The following is an 18,310-nucleotide window of genomic DNA, read 5'->3' on the forward strand; positions in this document are numbered from 1 at the left end:
GGCACGCACCGGTTCGCCTGGACGCAGGGCGTCGGCCGGACGCGGTGGGCCCTGGTGAAGTTCGGCCTGGCCGTCGCGGTCACGGTGAGCCGCGGCGTTCGGCGTCCGCCAACTGCACGCCGACTCCCCGGCGGAGCTGCTCAAGGCGTTCGCCCGGGCGGGGGTGGAGCTGCCGAACACCCGGGCGTGGGTGCTGCGCGGAGTGGAGCACCCGGCGGTGCCGCTGGTCCTGGAATACAAGGAGCTCTACCGGATCTGGACGGCGCACGGCTGGGCCTGGCGCGACGCCTGGGTGTCGGCCGGTCGCTTCCACCCCGAGTACGTCCCGGGCGGCGTGGTCTCCGGCCGCTGGGCCACCCGGGGCGGCGGTGCCCTGCAGATCCCCAAGGTGATCCGACGTGCGGTGGTGGCCGACCCGGGGTGGACGTTCGTGGTGGCCGACGCCGGTCAGCTCGAGCCGCGGGTGCTCGCCGCGGTCTCCGGGGACGAGCGGCTGGCCGCGGCCGGCGGCGCCGGCGACCTCTACGCCGCCCTCGCCCGGGACGCCTTCGCCGGTGACCGGCCCCGGGCCAAGGTGGCCCTGCTCGGCGCCATGTACGGGCAGACCGGCGGCGCGGCCCTGCCCGCCCTTGCGGTGCTGAAGCGGAACTACCCGACCGCGTTCGGGTACGTCGAGGCGGCCGCCCGCACCGGCGAGGCGGGCGGGCTGGTGCGGTCATGGCTGGGGCGTACCTGCCCGCCGGGGTCGATGGGCTTCGCCGACGGGGAGGGCGCGGATCCGGAGGCCGGCACCGACCCGCAGGGGCCGCGCGCCCGGGCGGCCCGCTCGCGGGGCCGGTTCACCCGCAACTTCGTCATCCAGGCCACCGCCGCCGAGTGGGCCTCCACGCTGCTGGCCACGCTCCGCACGGAGCTGGCCGGCACCGGAGCGGAGCTGGTCTTCTTCCAGCACGACGAGGTGATGGTGCACTGCCCGGCGGAGCGGGCCGAGGCGGTCGCGGCGGCGGTCACCGACGCCGGCGCCCGGGCCACCGCGCTGCTCTTCGGCGACACGCCGGTGCGGTTCCCGCTGGACCTGTCCATCGTCGACTGCTACGCCGACGCCGCATAGCCGGCCAATTCTCCGATTTGCCCCGCTACCCGCTCGCGGGGGCGCTCGTTGGGTCCGTTGTGCGTACGACGGGACGGACCGGACGCGGCTGCGCCCGGTCCGTCCCCCTGGTCGAGGGGGCACAGCTGAACCGGATCGCAGGAATGATCATCGCCGCTGGTGGAGGCCGCCGCATCGGCGGACCCGAAGCGCTGCTGCACCAGGGCGAAAAGCCGCTGGTGCGCCGGATGATCGACACGATGGGCGACGCCGGCTGCGAGCAGATCGTGGTCGTGCTGGGCGCCGCGGCCGAGCAGGTCCGCCAGACCACCGACCTGACCAAGGCCACCGTGGTGGTCAACCGGGCCTGGGGCACCGGCGTGGGCTCCTCGATCCGGGCCGGCCTGGCCGCACTGACCGACGAGGGCGTCGAAGCCGTCGTCGTGGTGCCCGTCGACATGCCCGGCCTCACCGCCGCCGCGGTCCGCCGGGTCGCCGCCCTGCCGTACCCGGACGTGCTGGTCTGCGCCACCTACGACGGGCTGCGCGGCTACCCGATGCTGTTCGGACGCCGGCACTGGTCCGGCATCGCGACCCTGGCCAGCGCCGACGTCGGCGCCCGGCCGTACCTGTTGGCGCACAAGGACCAGATCGTCGACATCTCCTGCGACTCCATCGCCGACGGCAGCCGCATCGACAGCCCGGAGCTGATGGCCCTCTACGGCCTGAGCATCCCGGAGCAGCGCATCGGCGCCTGACCGGCTCCCGTGGCAGGGGTCGGGCGGCCTCGCGTGCCACCATGTCGACATGCCGTACGACGAGGACCTCGCCAACCGGGTGCGGGAAGTGGCCGGGCGCGCGCCCGGGATCGCCGAGAGGCGCATGTTCGGCGGCCTGGCGATCATGGTGAACGGCAACATGGCGGTCGTCGTCCGCGGTGCCGGCGGCCTGATGGTCCGCCTCCACCCCGCCGAGTCCGAGCGGGCCCAGGCGGAACCCGGCGCGCAGCCGACGGTGATGCGCGGGCGCCCGATGCGTGGCTGGATCACGGTGGATCCGGTGGCCTGCACCTCGGACGCCGACCTGGCCCGGTGGGTCGAGCGCGGCCTCAGCTACGCCGGAACACTGCCGGCGAAGTGAGGCAGCGGCCGGCGCATGATCGCCGGGTTGGACCGGCGTGGGAGACCATCACGGCCGGCCACCGGACGGCGGCTCGAGGCCGAGCCGGGCGGCCAGCGCGTCGGCCACGGCCGCGAGCGTGGGCGGTGGGGGCCGGCGGGTGACCAGGAACAGGGTGAACCGGCTCGGCACCGCCACGGGCGATACCTGCTCGTCCGGCGCGGCGTAGGAGAGCGCCAGCCCGCGCGGCAGGACGACCGGGCAACCGAGCAACCGGCCCATCCGTACCGCGGTCTCGGCGGTCGCGGCCGGCTTCGGCCGGGCGCCGAGTGCGGTGTCGGTTCTTACCGAAGGTTGCAGTACGCCCCAGCAGGCGCAGTTAGGTGTGCAGATCGGTGGCGAGGTTGCAGGCGAGGACCCAGCCGCGGTTGACCGTCCAGGACTGCGACGGCAGGTTGCGCAGCCCATTGCCTTGTTGGTGCGGACCCGGTCCTCCACAGTGGCGTGCGCGCGGTGCAGACAGTCCAGCCACTGCGGCTGGTGGAGCCGGGGATACCGCGCATGCGGGTGATGTTGGTGGCGACGATGGCGTACCGTCAGCCGGTACGCCGCTCGAAGGCGGTCAGCCGGTTGCGGTGCCGCCGTGACGGTTTGGTCCGCCGCACCAGCAGCCGCAGTCCGTCGATCCAACGCTCGGCTCGGGTGTTCAGGCCGGTCAGTTCGGCCACCTGGGCGGTGGCGGTGGCGGCGCCGTCCTGGTCGAGCGAGTCGCTCCAGGCGGTGGCGGGCAGGTCGGCGATCGCGGCCTCGTCAGTGTCGGTGATCGTCCACCCGAGGGTGAACCGCACCGTGCGCCAGGCAGTGTTCATCTGTTGCAGGTGTTCCAGCAGTTCGTGGGTGGCCCCGGCCCCGTCGACCCGGATGAGGATCTTGTGGCGGTAGTGCAGCGGGACCTGCGCGAGGGCCTCACCCAACACCCGGATAAGGTCGGCGACCGTGTTCGAGCCGGCGTTGCCCGGCCGCAGCAGCATCGCCAGGGACTCCATCGTGTTGGCGCACCACGCCCCCACGGGGTGGAAGCCGAAGCCCTTCTTGAACGTCGCCGCCGCGCCTTGCTTGTCGCTGTGCGCGGTGATCAAGGTGGCGTCCAGGTCGATGACGATTCATCCGGTCAACAGCTTGCCCGCCACGCACAGCCACGGGAACCCGCTCGGGCGCTTGGCAAGTAGGTCCCACACCCGGCGGCGGACCTTCGCGCGGGCCTTGGCGATCCGGGTCAGCGTTGCCGCGTCGAGCCCCGTCAAGGGTGCGGCGGACGGTGGAGTCCGACGGCGGGTCACCGAACACGCCGACCTGATGGGCGGTTGATATCGGACATGCTGGTCGCGCCGAGCACGATCGACACCGCCACGGACACGAGGACCGCGCCCCGGTCCCACCAGCCCGGCCCCTTACCCTTCGGCGCGACCGCGCTCAACGCCCTGGTCAACCCGGTCCGGTCTGCGCACCGCCGCAGCAGAACCGTGCCAGCGTGACCGACCAGCCCTCCCTACCGGCGGCTACTGATAGCCGCTCGTCCCATCCGCTACGCTTGCTCACCAGAAAGGTGCACCCGATTCCATTGTGGATAGGTTCTAGGCAACCACATCCTTGCAGGTCGGCTGTACCTTTCCCTCATCGACCTCGATGCGCGCGAATCACTCTGAATTGCCGAGGTCTGTCCCGCGCGACGTGCCGACGTCGGCAAATCCGAGCCGAGGCCGCTGCATGACGGCGTCGTGGCGCCCCCGGCGATGACCCGACAGACCGACACCGAACCACCCGCGCGCGCTGGCCAGGCCGTTTCGACTCGATGAGCACGTGGCGGTTGACGCAGGTCGCATCCTCGGTAGAATGGTTAGGCCATTGGGTGTCGAGAAGGAGCTTTCGGGTGCCGAAGGTCGTGTACGTGGGCAGTGGCGGCGACACGCGGATCGTCGATGCGGCGGTCGGTGAGAACGTCATGAGCGCGGCCCTCCGCAACGGAGTGCCCGGCATCATCGGCGAGTGCGGAGGCAACAACTCCTGCGCCACGTGCCATGTCTGGGTCCGCGACGAGTTCACGGCCACCGTCGGCGGGCCCGGTGACCTCGAGGACGACCTGCTCGACCTGGGCGTCGAGGACCGACGCGACTGCAGTCGGCTCGGCTGCCAGATCGAGCTCACCGAGGACCTGGACGGCCTGACGGTCGACGTTCCGCCCACTCAGCCCTGACTCCCGCCGTCTTTTAGCGCCCCTTGTTCGGCGGGCTCGCGCCCATTGTCTTCTGTCTAATGGTCTGATAGTTAAACGTCAGACCGGAAGGAACCCACGATGCTTCGCACCGAGATCAACGAACTCCTCACCCAGACGGGCCCCGGTACGCCGATGGGTGAGCTCTTCCGTCGCTACTGGCAGCCCGTGCTCCTGGCCGAGGAGCTGCCGGAAAACGACTGCCCGCCGGTGCGGGTGAAGATCCTCTCGGAGCGGCTCGTCGCCATCCGCGACTCCGACGGCAACTACGGGCTGATGGACGAGTTCTGCGCACACCGCGGCGTCTCCCTGTGGTTCGGACGCAACGAGCAGGGCGGGCTGCGTTGCCCCTACCACGGCTGGAAGTACGACTACACCGGTCAGGCGATCGAGGTCCCCAGCGAGCCGGAGACCAGCAACTTCTGCGCCAACGTGAAGCTGAAGTCGTACCCGATGGTGAAGCGCGGTGACGTGCTCTGGGCCTACCTCGGGGACCCCGCGAAGCAGCCCCCGCTGCCGGAGTGGGAGGCCTACACGGTCCCGGACGGACAGGCGTTCACGTCCAAGCGTCTCCAGGAGTGCAACTGGCTCCAGGCGCTAGAGGGCGGCATCGACTCCAGCCACGTCACGTTCCTGCACAGCGGAAACCTGGAGAGCGACCCGCTCTTCCAGGGGTCGAAGGGCAACGAGTACAACAGGGGTGACCTCAAGCCGTTCTTCGAGGTCGTCGACTCCGAGGGTGGCCTGCTCATCGGCGCCCGCCGCAACGCCGAGGAAGGGCACTACTACTGGCGCGTGACGCCGTGGGTGCTTCCGAACTTCACCATGGTGCCTCCGCGCGGCGACCACCCGGTTCACGGCCACTTCTGGGTGCCGATCGACGACGAGAACTGCTGGGCCTACAGCTTCGACTACCACCCGACCCGCGAGCTCACCGGGACCGAGGTTGCCGCCATGCGGGCCGGCAAGGGTGTCCACAGCGCCAACGACGCGGCCTACCGCCCGATCGCCAACAAGGACAACGACTACCTGATGGACCGGGAGGCCCAGCGCCGCGGGGAGACGTACTCGGGCATCGAGGGCATCGCGCTGCAGGACTCCTCGCTCCAGGAATCCATGGGTCCGATCGTCGACCGGACCAAGGAGCGCCTCGTCGCCACCGACGCCGGCATCATCAAGGCCCGTCAGAAGCTCCGTAAGGCCGCGCTGGCGCTGCAGGAAGGCACCGAGCCGGTCGGGAACCGGCCCCAGGACCAGAAGGTGCGCTCGGTCGCCATCGTGCTGCCCGCCGACCAGTCCTTCGTCGAGGGGATCGGCGAGGCCATGATCGCCAAGCCGGGCGTCCCCCAGACCACGGTCTGAGTCACCGTGGCCGAACAGCTCTCGATCCCGGCTGGCGTCAGCGCCTGCGCCGAGGCCACCACCGCCAAGGAGGCGGCGTTCCGCATCGACTACCCGCTCGCGGCGACACGCAACACGAGGGTCATCGCGCTCGACCCCGCAGCCGAGGAGATCGTGCGTCGCACGGCCTCGATGGAGTGGGGCCAGGCCCGGTTCTACAGCGTCACCGACCCGGGGCTGACTCTCGTCACCACAGCCGGAGAGTCGGTCGAGCTGGCCGATGCGCTCGATGGCAGCAACAGCGTCGTCCTGGTGTCGGTGGACGGCTCCAACGCTGAGGCCGTCGGCACGATCGGTGCCGCCTGCAAGGTCCGCGGCATCATGACGGCCGGCCTGGTCGTCACACCCGGTGCCCTCACCAGCGAGGCGCTCTTCCACCTCCGTCCCCACGCCCGGATCCTGCTGGTCCCGGCCGAGGAGGACGACCTCGTCGAGCTGCTCCGAGCGACCCGGGCATGAGCATGGGGACGACGCCGAAGGTCACCGTTCCGTCGCTCCGGGCGATGAAGGCCGCGGGTGAGAAGAGTGTCTGCTTCGTCGCCTGGGACTACCAGATGGCGCAGCTGGCCGACCGCGCCGGCGCTGACATCGTCTCGGTCGGCGACACGGTCGGGGTGAACCTGTGGGGCCAGGCCCGCCCGCTCGAGATCACGCTGGACGAGCTGCTGGTCGTCGCCAAGGCAGTGCGCCGCGGGGTGCAGAGAGCCCTGCTCAGTGCCGACTTCCCGTTCGGGCCGCTCCAGGAGGGCACTGCGACCGCAGTCAGGGCCGCCGTCCGACTGGTGAAGGAGGCCGGTGTCGACCTGGTGAAGCTCGACGGCGCTTCGCAGCACCCCGAGGCAGTCGAGGCGATCACGCGTGCGGGCATCCCGGTCTTCCCGCAGTTCGGCATCACGCCCCAGACGTCGCTGAAGTACGGCATCGAGTACTCCGCCGCCAGCAGCGCCCAGGTCCCGGACGAGATGCTGGAGGAGCTCGTCACCGAGGCCAAACGGCTCGAGGCGGCCGGCGCCGTTGCGCTCAACTTTACCAACTCCGGTCCGGTCGTCGGCCCGGCGGTGGTCGATGCCGTGGACATCCCGGTGCTCGGCGGCTTCGGCGGCGGCCCCTGGCTGGACGGCCGGATCCGCATGGTCACGGCCGCGATCGGCTACGACGCGGGCAACGTCGACAAGGAGCCCGACACCTACGCCAACGTCGCGAAGGTGGCCTACGACGCGCTCGTCGAGTGCGCCTCCGACATCCGCGGCGCCCGGAAGCTCCGCGGACAGAAGTAGAGCGCCAGTCACAGAGGAGCAGCCGTGCCCATCGTCGACCTCGACGGCATCCCCACCCGTTACGAGAGCATCGGCAGCGGGCCGGCTGTTCTCATGTTCAGCCCCGGCGGGTTCGACTCGAGCCTCGAGAACTGGACGACGTTCGGCCGGTACAAGGATCTCGGCTTCATCCCCGCCCTCTCGCAGAGCTACACCTGCATCGTCTTCGACCGGCGCGAGTCCGGGCGGTCGGGTGGCCGGCTCGAACGGCTGTCCTGGGACAAGTACGTCGCCCAGGCCGTCGCCCTGCTCGACCACCTCGGCATCCAGGACGCCCACGCAATGGGCGGCTGTGTCGGCTGCTCGACCGCCGCCCTGCTCGCGGTCGCCCACCCGCAGCGCGTGCGCTCGATGGTCCTGTTCTCCCCGGCCGGTGGGGTGACCTACCGCGCCGCTCAACAGCGCCGCTTCACCCAGCACCTCGGCTTCGTCGCGCAACACGGGTTGCAGGCCGTCGTCGAGCTGGCCCGCTCGACGGGCGCCGGCTTCAGCAAGGATCCACGGGTCGGCCCGTGGGCGGCGGCGCTGCGCACCGATGACGCCTTCGCGGCAAGCTATGCCGGGCGCGATGCCAGCCGCTACGCCACCATCGTCAGCGGAACGGCTCGGCTCCTCTTCGACCGCGACACCGTGCCCGGCCCCGAGCCCGAGGACCTGCAGGTCCTCGACGTCCCAGCGCTCATCGTCCCGGGTGAGGATCTCTCCCACACCCGCTCCGCTGCGCGCTATCTGCAGGAGTGCCTGCCCGACAACGAGTACTGGGACGTGCCGGTCGCCGAGCAGACCCCGGAGTTGTCCCAGCGGCGGGTGCTGGACTTCCTCGGGCGGCACTGATGCTCGTCCTGGCCCGCCACGGTGAGAGCGCGTGGAACGCGGCCGACCGGTTCGCGGGCTGGGCCGACGTCGCGCTCACCGAGGCCGGCCGAGAAGAGGCCCGCTCGACCGGCGTCCGGCTGCGCGCGAACGGGATCTCGCCGAACGTCACGCACACGTCGTTGCTCGCTCGCGCACGCGACTCCGCGGACCTCATCCTGGACGCGTGCGGGGTTCCCGATGCTCCGGTCCTGCGCACCGCGCGGCTCAACGAACGCCACTACGGCGCCCTGCAGGGGATGCCGCGCGCCGAGGCCGCCGAGCGCTACGGCGCCGCTCGCGTCGCCCGCTGGCGGCGTGGCGTCGACGCCCGGCCGCCCGTCGACGCCGACGGCAGGGCCGAGAGCCTGTCCGACGTACGCGAGCGCTTGCGACCGTACGTCGACGACGAGCTGTTCCCCGCCCTCGACGCGGGCCACACCGTCCTGGTCGTCTCGCACGGCAACACGCTCCGCATGCTCGCCCAGCTGCTCGAAGGCCTCAGCGACGACGACGCCTCGGCGCTCGTGGTGCCGACCGGGAGCGCGCGCGTCTATGAGGTCGGCAGCGGCCTGCGCCGGGTCTGCTGACCTGTCCCGGACGGGTTGACGACTGTCAGTCGTGCAGGCGCAGCGTGTTGGCGACGAAGACGTCCTCCAGTGCGAGGGAGCCGGTCAGGATGTGCTGGGCTCGGGCATGCTCGAGCAGCTCGGTGAGCACCTTTCGGTTCGCCTCGAGCCCGTAGGGGAGCGGGTCCGCCCCTGTCTCGGCCAGGATCCGGCCGAGCAGCCGGTCGTCCTTGCTCTCCACGAGGCCGCGACCCAGCTTCTGCACGTAGCGACGCTTCGCCTCCGCGAACGCCTCGAAGAGCGCGACCGAGAGGTCGGGGTCCTCCGCGAGCAGCGAGTCCTTCACGACCACGAGGTGGTTGATCGGGAAGATCCCGCGCTCGAGAAGCATCCTCATCCCCGCCTCGGTCGGCTCCGGGATGAGCGGCACGACGTCGGGGTGCTCGATCCCGGCGTTGACGACCGCGTCCAGCTCACCGGCGAGCAGCATCTCCTCGAGCGAGCGGCCCTCGGGCGCGGGAACGACGTTCGTCGGAGGGACGTACGTCGCCACGTGCTCGTCGCCGGAGAGCATCCAGGTGACCGAGTCGAGGTCGAGCCCGTGCTCGGCGAGCGCCGCACGCGCCCAGACGCCTGCGGTCACGGTGTAGCCCCGGTTGACGCCGACCCGGGCCCCGGCCAGACCCTTCGGCGTGCTGATCGAGCCGTCGCGCAGCACCTGGGTCTTGCCGTGGTGGAAGCCGCGGACGAGGAAGACCGGGAGGGCGGTGAAGGCGGCGCCGTGCTCCTTGGCGGTCAGGTACGTCGTGAGCGCCATCTCGGCGATGTCGTACTCGAGACCGCGGACCATCTTGCGGAAGCCCTTGACCAGCACCGGCTCGTCGGCGAACGCCAACGAGTAGCCCGGAAGGCCGATCTCACCATCGACAAGGGCTCGGTTGGCGCCCTGCGGGCGGGTCAGGGTCAGCAGCTCGGGCATGGGGCTCCTCGCGGGCGGCGCAGCGGATCTCGGGCAGGTGGGCCGTCGGAGATGAGTCAGTGACCCGCCTCACGGCCCGATGATATTCTGGTCAGACCATTCTGCCAATGACGGTTTGCAGCGAGGGAGAATCGATGACCGACAAGGTGCTCGCGGCGGTCCGGACCGCACCCGGCACGACCGAGATGCGCGAGTTCGACAGGCCGCGAATCGACGCCGAGTCTGCTCTGCTCGAGGTGGAGGTCGCCGGCATCTGCGGCACGGACGTCAAGCTCTACTCCACCCCGCCGACCAGCCCCGCGACTCAGGGGGAGGTCATCATGGGTCACGAGAACGTCGGCGTGATCGCCGAGGCCGGCGGGAGGTTCAAGGAGCGTCACGGCCTGCAGGAGGGCGACCGCGTCTTCGTCGAGCATTACGTCGCGTGCTTCAACTGCGAATGGTGCCGCATCGGCGAGTACCGCCACTGCGAGGCCACCGACTGGCGCACGAACCCGGACGCGCGCCGCTTCGGCTACACCTCGACCGGCTTCGAGGGGACCCTGTGGGGCGGCTTCTCGGAGTACATGTACCTGCCCTGGAACGCTGTCCTCCACAAGATCCCGGACAGCATCACCGCCGAAGAGGCCGGCCTGGTGATGCCGCTGTCCAACGGCATCGAGTGGGCGCTGCTCACCGCCGGCGTCGGCTACAACGACACCGTCTTGATCCAGGGCCCCGGTCAGCAGGGCCTCGCCCAGCTCGTCGCCGCCAAGACGGCCGGTGCCGCCCAGGTCATCGTCTCCGGCACCACGCGCGACAAGGCTCGCTTCGAGCTGGCCATGGAGCTCGGCGCCGACGCCGTCATCGACGTGATGACCGAGGACCCGCGGGAGAAGGTCATGGACCTCACCGGCGGTCGCGGTCTCGACTATGTGCTCGACTGCACTTCCCGCGCGGGCACGGCTCCCGTGCTGCTCGGCGTCGACGTGCTCAAGCGACGTGGGGGCACCTTGCTCATCCAGGGTGAGCTCGCGGCGTTCCCCGACTTCCCGGTCAAGAAGATCACCGAGAAGGCGATCACGATCAAGTCCGCGCGCGGCCACTCGTTCAACGCGTGCGAGCTCGCCGTCGCGCAGCTGGCCTCCCACCGCTTCCCCCTGGAGAAGCTGGCCACGCACCGCTACGGCATCGACCAGGTCGACCACGCCATCCGGGTGCTCGCCGGCGAGACCGAGGAGGACGCCATCCACGTCTCGATGATGCCCGCCCTGATCGGCCAGCCCGGCGGAGCCGTCCGTTGAGCGGCCTCATCGTCACCAACCCGCCCCGCGCCGACCGCGCGGTGGCGGACGCGCTGGGCGGCTTCGGCGTCGCCACGGTGCACGAGGCGCAGGGTCGCTCCGGCCTGCTCGGCTCGCACATCAATCCGGTCCAGCGGGGGGTCCGCATCTCCGGCAACGCGGTCACTGCGACGGTCGCTCCTGGCGACAACACGATGATCGGGGTCGCCGTCGAGCAGTGCGGCGAAGGCGACGTCCTCGTCGTCTCGCCGACGGCTCCCTGCGACATGGGCTACTTCGGAGACCTGCTCGCCACCTCGCTCAAGGCGCGAGGAGTACGTGGGCTGATCATCGAGGCCGGCGTCCGCGACGTGGCGGACCTCAACGAGATGGGCTTCCCGGTGTGGTCCAAGGCGGTCTCCGCCGAGGGCACCGTCAAGGGGACGCTCGGTGACGTCAACGTCCCCATCAGCATCGCCGGACGGATCGTCTCGCCCGGTGACGTGATCGTCGCCGACGACGACGGAGTCGTGGTGGTCGCCCGGCTCCGGGCTGCGGAGGTCCTCGCCGCATCCCGCGCGCGCGAGGAGAAGGAGGCGCTCGCGCGGTCACGGTACGAGGCCGGTGAGATCGCGCTCGACGTCAACAACATGCGCCCGCTGCTCGAGAGAGCCGGTGCGCGCTACGTCGACTACGCCGACTGGGTCAAGGAGACCGCCTCGTGATCATCGACATCCACGGGCACTACACGACCGCGCCCCGCCAGCTCCAGGCGTTCCGCGACGCCCAGCTGGCAGCCCTCGCATCCGGTGGCTTCCCTCCGCTGATGTCGCCGATCAGCGACGACGACCTGCGCGAGAGCGTCGAGGCCAACCAGCTCCGGGTGCTGCGAGAGCGGGGCGGCGACGTCATGATCTTCTCGCCGAAGGCGTCCGGCATGGAGCACCACGTAGCCGATGCCGACACCGCCACCGCATGGGCGCGCGCGTCCAACGACCTGGTGCACCGCATCGCCGAGCTCTACCCGACGACGTTCGCGCCGGTGGCCCAGCTGCCGCAGACGCCGGCGGGCAACATCGACGGCGTCGTCACCGAGATCCGCCGCACCGTCGACGAGCTCGGCTTCGTGGGGGTCAACCTCAACCCCGACCCCTCGGGCACCTGGGCCGGCAAGCCGATCACCGATGAGTCGTGGTTCCCCGTGTACGAGGCGCTCGAGGAGCTCGACGCTCCGGCGATGGTCCACGTCTCCACGGCGTGCAACCCCAACTTCCACACGCTGGGTGCGCATTACCTCAACGCCGACGTCAGCGTCTTCGTGCAGCTGCTCCAGTCCGACCTCTTCGAGCGGTTCCCGGCGCTACGCCTGGTCATCCCGCACGGTGGGGGCGCGGTGCCCTATCACTGGGGCCGCTTCCGCGGTCTGGCGATGCGCAACGGCTGGCAGGACCCGGCTGACCTGTGGCGCAACGTCTTCCTCGACACCGCCGTGTACCACCAGCCGGGCATCGACCTCCTGCTCGACGTCGTCCCGGCCGACAACGTGCTCTTCGCCTCGGAGATGCTGGGTGCGGTGCGAGGCGCCGACCCGGCGACCGGCATCGAGTGGGACGACACGTTGCGCTACCTCGAGGCGGCGTCGCTGAGTGATGCGGACCGCGCGAAGGTCATGAGTGAGAATGCGCTGCGGGTCTACCCGGGTCTGGCCGCGCGGCTGGGCCGCTGACCGCTGCCGACGAGGAGGAGCTGCCGATGCGACGCCATCCGGTGACGCTCGCCTGCGGCGACTACGACCGCACGCGCGCGCTGTGGGAGGGCTCGGTGCGTCCCGACGGCATCGACCTCACCTACCTGCGGCTGCCGGTGGAGGAGACCTTCTTCCGGATGGTGCGGCACCGCGAGTTCGACGTGGCCGAGATGTCGCTGTCCTCGTACTCGGCCGCGCTGAGCCGTGCTGTCGCGGCCGGTGAGCCGTCGCCGTTCGTGGCGATCCCGGTCTTCACCTCGCGGATGTTCCGGCACGGCGGGATCTTCGTCAACGCCGACAGCGGCATCGAGCAGCCCGGCGACCTGCGCGGCAAGCGGGTCGGCAACGCCGAGTTCCAGCTGACCGCGAACGTCTGGATCCGCGGCATCCTCGCCGACGAGCACGGCGTGCCGGTCGACTCGGTCAGCTACCTGACCGGTGGTCAGGAGACCCCCGGTCGGGTCGAGAAGGGCGCCAGCGACGTGCCCTTCGACGTCCGTGCTATCCCGGCGGACCGCACGCTCGCCGAGATGCTGCACACCGGCGAGATCGACGCGTTCTACGGTCCGCGGATCCCGAGCTCGTTCTATGCCGACGACGGTCGGGTACGTCGCCTGTTCGCCGACCCCGTCGCGGCCGAGAAGGCGTACTACGCCCGCACCGGGATCTTCCCGATCATGCACGTGGTCGCCATCCGACGGGATGTCTACGAGGCGGACCGCTGGATCGCCCAGTCGCTCCACCAGGCGTTCACTCGGGCCAAGGGCCTGGCCTACGAGGCGTTCCTGGACTCCTCCGCGCTGCGTTTCATGTCGCCCTGGCTCATCCAGCACGCCGAGGCCGACCGGGCGCTGCTCGGCGACGACCTGTGGTCCTACGGGCTGGAGCCCAACCGGCACGTGCTCGAGTCGTTCCTCGGCCATCACCACGCCCAGGGCCTCTCGCCGAAGCCGTTGCGGCCGGAGGACCTGTTCGCCCCGGAGACCCTGGAGAGCTTCGTCATCTGAGGGTGACGGTTGCCACTCCCTACCGCTTGGTCTAACCTTTGGACCATACCGCGACACGCTACCCCACGGGAGGCTCACTGATGTCCGATGACGAGACGACGGCGAAGGTCTGGCGGGAGCCGACGGGGCACGCTCGGGCCGGGTTCGGCGACTTCAAGAAGCAGCCGACGCCGTACGACTCGTTCATGGAGTCCGAAGGCGTTCCGGTGTGGCGTGGGCTCGGTGTTCGCACCGTCCTCGACCTGCCGCTGCAGGACTGGGAGCGCAAGGGCGGCCGCGGCAGCTACATCCAGACCTACGGCACCGAGACCAAGTGGGGACACTTCGTGGTCGAGGTCCCCGCCGGCGGCGCGCTCAACCCCGAGAAGCACATGTTCGAGGAGATCTACCTCGCCGTCGAGGGGCGGGGCACCTGCGAGGTCTGGCAGGAGGGAGACGTCAACAAGCACGTCTTCGAGTGGCAGAAGGGCTCAATGTTCTCGATCCCGATGAACGCCTGGTTCCGGATCGTCAACGCGACCTCGAAGCCCGCCGTGCTGATGGCCGGCAACACCGCCCCCAACGTGCTGAACCAGCTCAACAACGTCGAGGCCGTCTTCAACAACGACTTCATCTTCCGTGACCGCTTCAGCGGTGCCGACGACTTCTACAAGTACCGCGAGGAAGTCGAGCCGGACCCTGTCCGCGGCCTCGCCATGCGGCGTACCAACTTCATCCCCGACGTCGTCAACTGCGACCTGCCCCTGGACAACCGTCGGTCGCCCGGCTACCGCCGGGTCGAGCCGATGATGACCAACAACCAGTTCTACTACTGGATCGCCCAGCACGAGAACGGCCGCTACTCGAAGGCCCACGCGCACACCTCCGCGGCGATCCTGATCTGCCTCAAGGGGAAGGGCTACACGCACACCTGGCCCGAGCACCTCGGCCCGACCCCGTGGGCCGACGGCAACGGCGACCAGGTCCAGCGCCTGGACTACGAGCAGTTCGGCTTCATCACCGCCGCTCCGGGCGGTCAGCGCTGGTACCACCAGCACTTCTCGGTCTCAAAGGAGCCGTTCCGCCTCAGCGCCTGGTTCGGTCCGCACAACCCGGGTCGCGACCCGGGCGCGCCCGGCAGCAAGCACACCGACTACACGGCCCGGGAGCTGCACGAGGGCGGCACCGCGATCGCGTACTGGCAGGAGGACCCGCACGTCCGCGAGGAGTACGAGGCGCTCCTAAAGGAGAACGGCGTCGAGCTGCGGATGGACCCGACCTGGTACGAGAAGCCCGCCGGGATCGAGTGGGACTACGAGAAGCGGCAGATGGCCGATGGGATTCAGTGACCCGGCCGAGTCCACGCCGCTCGACCACGCCGGCGGCCGGATCTTCACCAGCAGCGGCCGCAGTCTGATCCTGGAGGACGACCAGGTCCGCCTCGTCAGCGTCGGCGTCGACATCGGCTCGTCCACGACGCACATGGTGCTGTCGCAGATCGTGCTGGAGCGACGGGACAACCGCTACCAGGTCATCTCGCGCGAGGTGACCCACGAGTCGGCGGTCCTGCTCACGCCCTACAGCACGGGCGACGCCGGAGGGGACACCCTCGACGGTGACGCCCTCCGGGAGTTCTTCGACCAGCAGTACGCCCTGGCGGGCGTGCAGCCGGAGCAGATCGACACCGGCGCGCTGATCATGACCGGCGTCGCGGTGCGGCGTACCAACTCGCGCGTCATCGCCGACGTGTTCTCGCAGCTCGCCGGCAAGTTCGTCTCGGTGAGCGCAGGCGACGCGCTGGAGACGCAGCTCTCGGCCTTCGGGTCCGGTGCCGTGAAGAGATCCGAGCGCAACGGCAACCGCACGATGAACATCGACATCGGTGGTGGCACGTCGAAGATCGCCGTGTGCCACGACGGCGAGGTCGAGGCACTCACCGCGATCGACGTCGGGGCGCGCATCGTCGCGTTCGACGCGGAAGGCAGGGTCACCCGGATCGAGGAGGCGGGCCGTCGTCTCGCAGCCGAGGCCGACCTCGCCCTGGCGATCGGCGAGGTCCCCGACCGCGACGGTCTGTCGCGGCTCGTCGATGTGATGGCCGACCACCTGTACGCCGCCATGCAGAGCGGTACGCCGGCCGCGGCGACGGCCGAGCTGCTGCGCCTGGACCCGCTTCCGGCCGGTCCGGACCCGGACGCGATCTCGTTCTCAGGCGGTGTCGCGGAGTACGTCTACGGGCGCGACACCAGCGACCACGGCGACCTCGGCCCCCGACTGGCCGAGGCGATCCGCCGGCGTGTGGACGGCTGGGGCCCGGAGCTGCAGGCCGCCGAGCAGGGCATCCGTGCCACCGTCGTCGGCGCCTCGCAGTACACCGTGCAGGTGAGCGGCACCACGATCTTCGTGGAGCCCACCTCGCTGCTGCCGCTGCGCAACGTCCCGGTGCTCATGCCGCAGTTGCCGCTGAGCGCGGACGAGCTGGACGCCGACCTCATCGCGGCGACGGTCCGCGACGAGCTCAAGCACTTCGACGCGATGCCGAAGGACCAGCCGGTCGCCCTGTGCTACCGCTGGGAGGGGTCGGCCACCTTCGGGCGGCTCGACGCCTTCTGCCGGGGTGTCGTCGCCGGCATGGTCGAGTGGACGGCCGACGGCCAGCCGCTGGTGCTAATCGGCGACGGCGACGTCGGCGGACTGATCGGCATCCACCTCGACGAGGAGCTCGACCTGCCCGTCCCGGTGGTCTCCATCGACGGGCTCAGGCTGCAGGCGTTCGACTTCGTCGACATCGGCGCGCTGCTGGCCGCCACCGGTGCCGTCCCAGTGGTGATCAAGTCGCTGGTGTTCCCGACCACCGCGGCGCTGGGTCGTGACGCAGCCTCAAGCGAGGACCGCCCGTCGCTCGCAGGCACGCACTGACGCCGCCAGCCCGCGTCACGTACACACCTGAATCCATTTCACCGCCCAAGGAGGTCATGGCTCACATGACGACTGCATCCGCCCCCCGGCCGCACGAGGTCGAGCAGGCCCCGTCCCAGCCGGGCTACCTGGTCGACCCGTACAAGGACTGGGCCGAGGGCGAGGGCATCCCGATCCACCTCGACTTCGGTCACGACCTGCTGACCCTGGAGACCGGACGCTGGGAGCGCTACGGCGCCAAGGGCTGCTTCGCGCACACCAAGGGCATGGGCGACTTCATGGCCAACTACGTCCTGGAGATCGAGCCCCGCAAGAACACCGAGGTCGTGCGCCACCTGTACGAAGCGTTCTTCTACGTCCTCGCCGGCCACGGATCGGTCGTCGTCCAGCTGCCCGGCGGCGCCCAGCGGACGTTCGAGTTCGGCCCGAAGGCGCTCTTCGCGATCCCGCTCAACTGCCGGTACCAGATCTTCAACGGCTCGGGCTCGGAGCCGGTGCGCCTCTCGGTCACCAACGACGCCCCGCTGACGATCAACCTCTACCACGACCTCGACTTCGTGTTCGACAACCAGCACGACTTCGTCGGCCGCGTCGGTGACCCGAAGTACTTCGACGGCGAGGGCAAGCTCGACACCTTCAACAAGGACTCGGTGAAGGTCCAGAACATCTGGGAGACGAACTTCGTCAACGACCTCACCAGCTTCAAGCTCTACGAGTTCGAGGGCCGCGGCAAGGGCTCCATGAACGTCAACTTCGTGCTCGCGGACGGGACCATGCACTCCCACGTCTCGCAGATGCCGGTCGGTCGCTACAAGAAGGCCCACCGCCACGCCGCCGGAACCCACGTGCACGCGGTCGACGGCTCCGGCTACTCACTGCTCTGGTACGACGGCGACTCCGACTTCGTCGAGCTGCCGTGGCGCCACGGCATCATGTACACCCCGCCGTTCTGGATGTTCCACCAGCACTTCAACACCGGTGACCAGCCGGCCCGCTACGTCGCGATGAGCCTGGGCAGCCGGCGCTACCCGTTCATCTCACTGCGTCGCAAGAGCGCGGAGGGCCAGGGCGCGGTCTCGGTCTCCAAGGGCGGCCGGCAGATCGAGTACGAAGAGCAGGACAACCGGATCCACCGCAAGTTCCTGGAGGAGTGCGCCAAGACCGGTGTGCCCTCGCAGATGGGCGACGTCTTCGACGAGCCGGCGATCCTGGCGATCCCGGAGTCGGAACTGACCGGCGTCATCCGCAACCCACAGTTCGACGGTCCGGCGGTCTGATCGGTGCACGACCTGGACTTCGACCACTACCACGACCTCGGGATCACCGAGGACGAGGCCGCGGCCATCAAGCAGCTCATCGAGGAGCAGGACACCCTCGAGCTGGTGACCGTCGGCATCGACATCGGCTCCTCGACATCCCACCTGCTCTTCGCGAAGGTGGTGCTGCGACGGCGCAGCACCGACCTGTCGAGCAGGTTCGAGGTGGTCGACCGCCAGGTCGTGTCGACCTCGCCGATCATCCACACCCCGTTCCGGGCGGACGGGATGATCGACGCGCACGAGCTGTCCCACTTCATCGCCGACGCCTACGCGGCGGCCGGGTTCACCGCGAAAGACATCGACAGCGGCGCGGTCATCCTCACCGGTGAGGCGATCAAGCGGCCCAACGCCCGCGCGATCGACGAGCTCTTCGCCAGCCAGTCCGGCAAGTTCGTCTGCGCCAGTGCCGGCCACGAGCTGGAGAGCCTGCTCGCCGCGCACGGCTCGGGAGCCACCCGGCTCTCGGGCCAGCGCGGCGG

Annotated in this window: 19 protein-coding genes and 1 pseudogene; 17 read left to right on the forward strand and 3 right to left on the reverse strand. The window is 70.0% G+C overall.

Annotated elements, in window-relative coordinates:
* Positions 1-88: 88 nt before the first annotated feature.
* From ACWEVO_RS09020 to ACWEVO_RS09030, 3 genes and pseudogenes are all read left to right on the forward strand, one after another.
* A pseudogene (locus tag ACWEVO_RS09020) lies at positions 89-1,111 on the forward strand (bifunctional 3'-5' exonuclease/DNA polymerase); the annotation flags it as partial.
* Positions 1,112-1,254: 143 nt separating this feature from the next.
* Positions 1,255-1,848, forward strand: a complete 594-nt coding sequence (locus ACWEVO_RS09025) for a nucleotidyltransferase family protein (RefSeq protein ID WP_452307021.1) — start codon at positions 1,255-1,257, stop codon at positions 1,846-1,848.
* Positions 1,849-1,897: 49 nt separating this feature from the next.
* On the forward strand, positions 1,898-2,230 hold the full coding sequence (locus tag ACWEVO_RS09030; protein ID WP_452307022.1) for a TfoX/Sxy family protein: 333 nt from the start codon (positions 1,898-1,900) through the stop codon (positions 2,228-2,230).
* Positions 2,231-2,278: 48 nt separating this feature from the next.
* Here the strand turns inward: ACWEVO_RS09030 and ACWEVO_RS09035 are convergent, their stop codons facing one another.
* Both ACWEVO_RS09035 and ACWEVO_RS09040 read right to left on the reverse strand, forming a co-directional pair.
* Positions 2,279-2,491: a hypothetical protein gene (locus tag ACWEVO_RS09035; RefSeq protein WP_452307023.1), complete on the reverse strand. Its 213-nt coding sequence runs from the start codon at positions 2,489-2,491 to the stop codon at positions 2,279-2,281.
* A 314-nt stretch (positions 2,492-2,805) separates the two neighbouring features.
* Positions 2,806-3,372 carry a transposase gene (locus ACWEVO_RS09040; RefSeq protein ID WP_452307036.1) on the reverse strand — a complete coding sequence of 189 codons (567 nt, stop codon included), beginning with the start codon at positions 3,370-3,372 and terminating at the stop codon, positions 2,806-2,808.
* A 767-nt stretch (positions 3,373-4,139) separates the two neighbouring features.
* Here ACWEVO_RS09040 and ACWEVO_RS09045 point away from each other — a divergent pair.
* From ACWEVO_RS09045 to ACWEVO_RS09070, 6 genes are all read left to right on the forward strand, one after another.
* Complete coding sequence (locus ACWEVO_RS09045) at positions 4,140-4,463, forward strand: 2Fe-2S iron-sulfur cluster-binding protein (protein ID WP_357112260.1); 324 nt, start codon at positions 4,140-4,142, stop codon at positions 4,461-4,463.
* Positions 4,464-4,562: 99 nt separating this feature from the next.
* The gene (locus ACWEVO_RS09050) at positions 4,563-5,843 is read left to right on the forward strand and encodes an aromatic ring-hydroxylating dioxygenase subunit alpha (RefSeq protein WP_452307024.1); all 1,281 of its coding nucleotides are present in this window, start codon (positions 4,563-4,565) and stop codon (positions 5,841-5,843) included.
* A 6-nt stretch (positions 5,844-5,849) separates the two neighbouring features.
* A complete protein-coding gene (locus ACWEVO_RS09055) occupies positions 5,850-6,341 on the forward strand; it encodes a hypothetical protein (RefSeq protein ID WP_452307025.1) in 492 nt (163 codons plus the stop codon).
* A 2-nt stretch (positions 6,342-6,343) separates the two neighbouring features.
* Positions 6,344-7,159, forward strand: a complete 816-nt coding sequence (locus ACWEVO_RS09060; RefSeq protein WP_452307037.1) for a 3-methyl-2-oxobutanoate hydroxymethyltransferase — start codon at positions 6,344-6,346, stop codon at positions 7,157-7,159.
* Positions 7,160-7,183: 24 nt separating this feature from the next.
* The gene (locus ACWEVO_RS09065) at positions 7,184-8,032 is read left to right on the forward strand and encodes an alpha/beta fold hydrolase (RefSeq protein ID WP_452307026.1); all 849 of its coding nucleotides are present in this window, start codon (positions 7,184-7,186) and stop codon (positions 8,030-8,032) included.
* A complete protein-coding gene (locus ACWEVO_RS09070) occupies positions 8,032-8,640 on the forward strand; it encodes a 2,3-bisphosphoglycerate-dependent phosphoglycerate mutase (protein WP_452307027.1) in 609 nt (202 codons plus the stop codon). The genes ACWEVO_RS09065 and ACWEVO_RS09070 overlap by 1 nt, the downstream gene beginning before the upstream one ends.
* A 25-nt stretch (positions 8,641-8,665) precedes the next feature.
* On the opposite strand, the gene ACWEVO_RS09075 is transcribed toward ACWEVO_RS09070, so the two are convergent.
* Positions 8,666-9,598, reverse strand: coding sequence for an ABC transporter substrate-binding protein (locus tag ACWEVO_RS09075; protein ID WP_452307028.1), 933 nt, complete (start codon positions 9,596-9,598; stop codon positions 8,666-8,668).
* Between the two features lie 134 nt (positions 9,599-9,732).
* Here ACWEVO_RS09075 and ACWEVO_RS09080 point away from each other — a divergent pair, with 134 nt between their 5' ends.
* From ACWEVO_RS09080 to ACWEVO_RS09115, 8 genes are all read left to right on the forward strand, one after another.
* A complete protein-coding gene (locus ACWEVO_RS09080) occupies positions 9,733-10,881 on the forward strand; it encodes a zinc-dependent alcohol dehydrogenase (RefSeq protein ID WP_452307029.1) in 1,149 nt (382 codons plus the stop codon).
* Entirely contained in the window at positions 10,878-11,585 is a 708-nt protein-coding gene (locus tag ACWEVO_RS09085) for a 4-carboxy-4-hydroxy-2-oxoadipate aldolase/oxaloacetate decarboxylase (protein WP_452307030.1), read from the forward strand. The genes ACWEVO_RS09080 and ACWEVO_RS09085 overlap by 4 nt, the downstream gene beginning before the upstream one ends.
* On the forward strand, positions 11,582-12,586 hold the full coding sequence (locus tag ACWEVO_RS09090) for an amidohydrolase family protein (protein ID WP_452307031.1): 1,005 nt from the start codon (positions 11,582-11,584) through the stop codon (positions 12,584-12,586). Before ACWEVO_RS09085 ends, ACWEVO_RS09090 begins: the two co-directional genes overlap by 4 nt.
* 26 nt (positions 12,587-12,612) lie before the next feature.
* A complete protein-coding gene (locus ACWEVO_RS09095; protein ID WP_452307032.1) occupies positions 12,613-13,614 on the forward strand; it encodes a hypothetical protein in 1,002 nt (333 codons plus the stop codon).
* 80 nt (positions 13,615-13,694) lie between these two features.
* Positions 13,695-14,942 (forward strand): cupin domain-containing protein, encoded by a 1,248-nt coding sequence (locus tag ACWEVO_RS09100; protein WP_357444209.1) that lies wholly within the window; start codon positions 13,695-13,697, stop codon positions 14,940-14,942.
* Positions 14,929-16,512: an ethanolamine ammonia-lyase reactivating factor EutA gene (locus tag ACWEVO_RS09105; protein WP_452307033.1), complete on the forward strand. Its 1,584-nt coding sequence runs from the start codon at positions 14,929-14,931 to the stop codon at positions 16,510-16,512. Before ACWEVO_RS09100 ends, ACWEVO_RS09105 begins: the two co-directional genes overlap by 14 nt.
* A 65-nt stretch (positions 16,513-16,577) precedes the next feature.
* On the forward strand, positions 16,578-17,789 hold the full coding sequence (locus ACWEVO_RS09110) for a hypothetical protein (protein ID WP_452307034.1): 1,212 nt from the start codon (positions 16,578-16,580) through the stop codon (positions 17,787-17,789).
* A gap of 3 nt (positions 17,790-17,792) precedes the next feature.
* A partial coding sequence (locus tag ACWEVO_RS09115; protein WP_452307035.1) for an ethanolamine ammonia-lyase reactivating factor EutA occupies positions 17,793-18,310 on the forward strand: 518 nt, incomplete at its 3' end.

Source organism: Micromonospora sp. NPDC003776 (assembly GCF_053605645.1).

Excerpts from the sequence above, each read along its gene's own strand:
- ACWEVO_RS09080 (WP_452307029.1), top strand. The coding sequence starts at position 9,733 with ATGACCGACAAGGTGCTCGCGGCGGTCCGGACCGCACCCGGCACGACC.
- ACWEVO_RS09025 (WP_452307021.1), top strand. The coding sequence starts at position 1,255 with ATGATCATCGCCGCTGGTGGAGGCCGCCGCATCGGCGGACCCGAAGCG.
- ACWEVO_RS09070 (WP_452307027.1), top strand. The coding sequence starts at position 8,032 with ATGCTCGTCCTGGCCCGCCACGGTGAGAGCGCGTGGAACGCGGCCGAC.
- ACWEVO_RS09095 (WP_452307032.1), top strand. The coding sequence starts at position 12,613 with ATGCGACGCCATCCGGTGACGCTCGCCTGCGGCGACTACGACCGCACG.
- ACWEVO_RS09030 (WP_452307022.1), top strand. The coding sequence starts at position 1,898 with ATGCCGTACGACGAGGACCTCGCCAACCGGGTGCGGGAAGTGGCCGGG.
- ACWEVO_RS09110 (WP_452307034.1), top strand. The coding sequence starts at position 16,578 with ATGACGACTGCATCCGCCCCCCGGCCGCACGAGGTCGAGCAGGCCCCG.
- ACWEVO_RS09075 (WP_452307028.1), bottom strand. The coding sequence starts at position 9,598 with ATGCCCGAGCTGCTGACCCTGACCCGCCCGCAGGGCGCCAACCGAGCC.
- ACWEVO_RS09105 (WP_452307033.1), top strand. The coding sequence starts at position 14,929 with ATGGGATTCAGTGACCCGGCCGAGTCCACGCCGCTCGACCACGCCGGC.
- ACWEVO_RS09035 (WP_452307023.1), bottom strand. The coding sequence starts at position 2,491 with ATGGGCCGGTTGCTCGGTTGCCCGGTCGTCCTGCCGCGCGGGCTGGCG.
- ACWEVO_RS09050 (WP_452307024.1), top strand. The coding sequence starts at position 4,563 with ATGCTTCGCACCGAGATCAACGAACTCCTCACCCAGACGGGCCCCGGT.
- ACWEVO_RS09100 (WP_357444209.1), top strand. The coding sequence starts at position 13,695 with ATGTCCGATGACGAGACGACGGCGAAGGTCTGGCGGGAGCCGACGGGG.
- ACWEVO_RS09060 (WP_452307037.1), top strand. The coding sequence starts at position 6,344 with ATGGGGACGACGCCGAAGGTCACCGTTCCGTCGCTCCGGGCGATGAAG.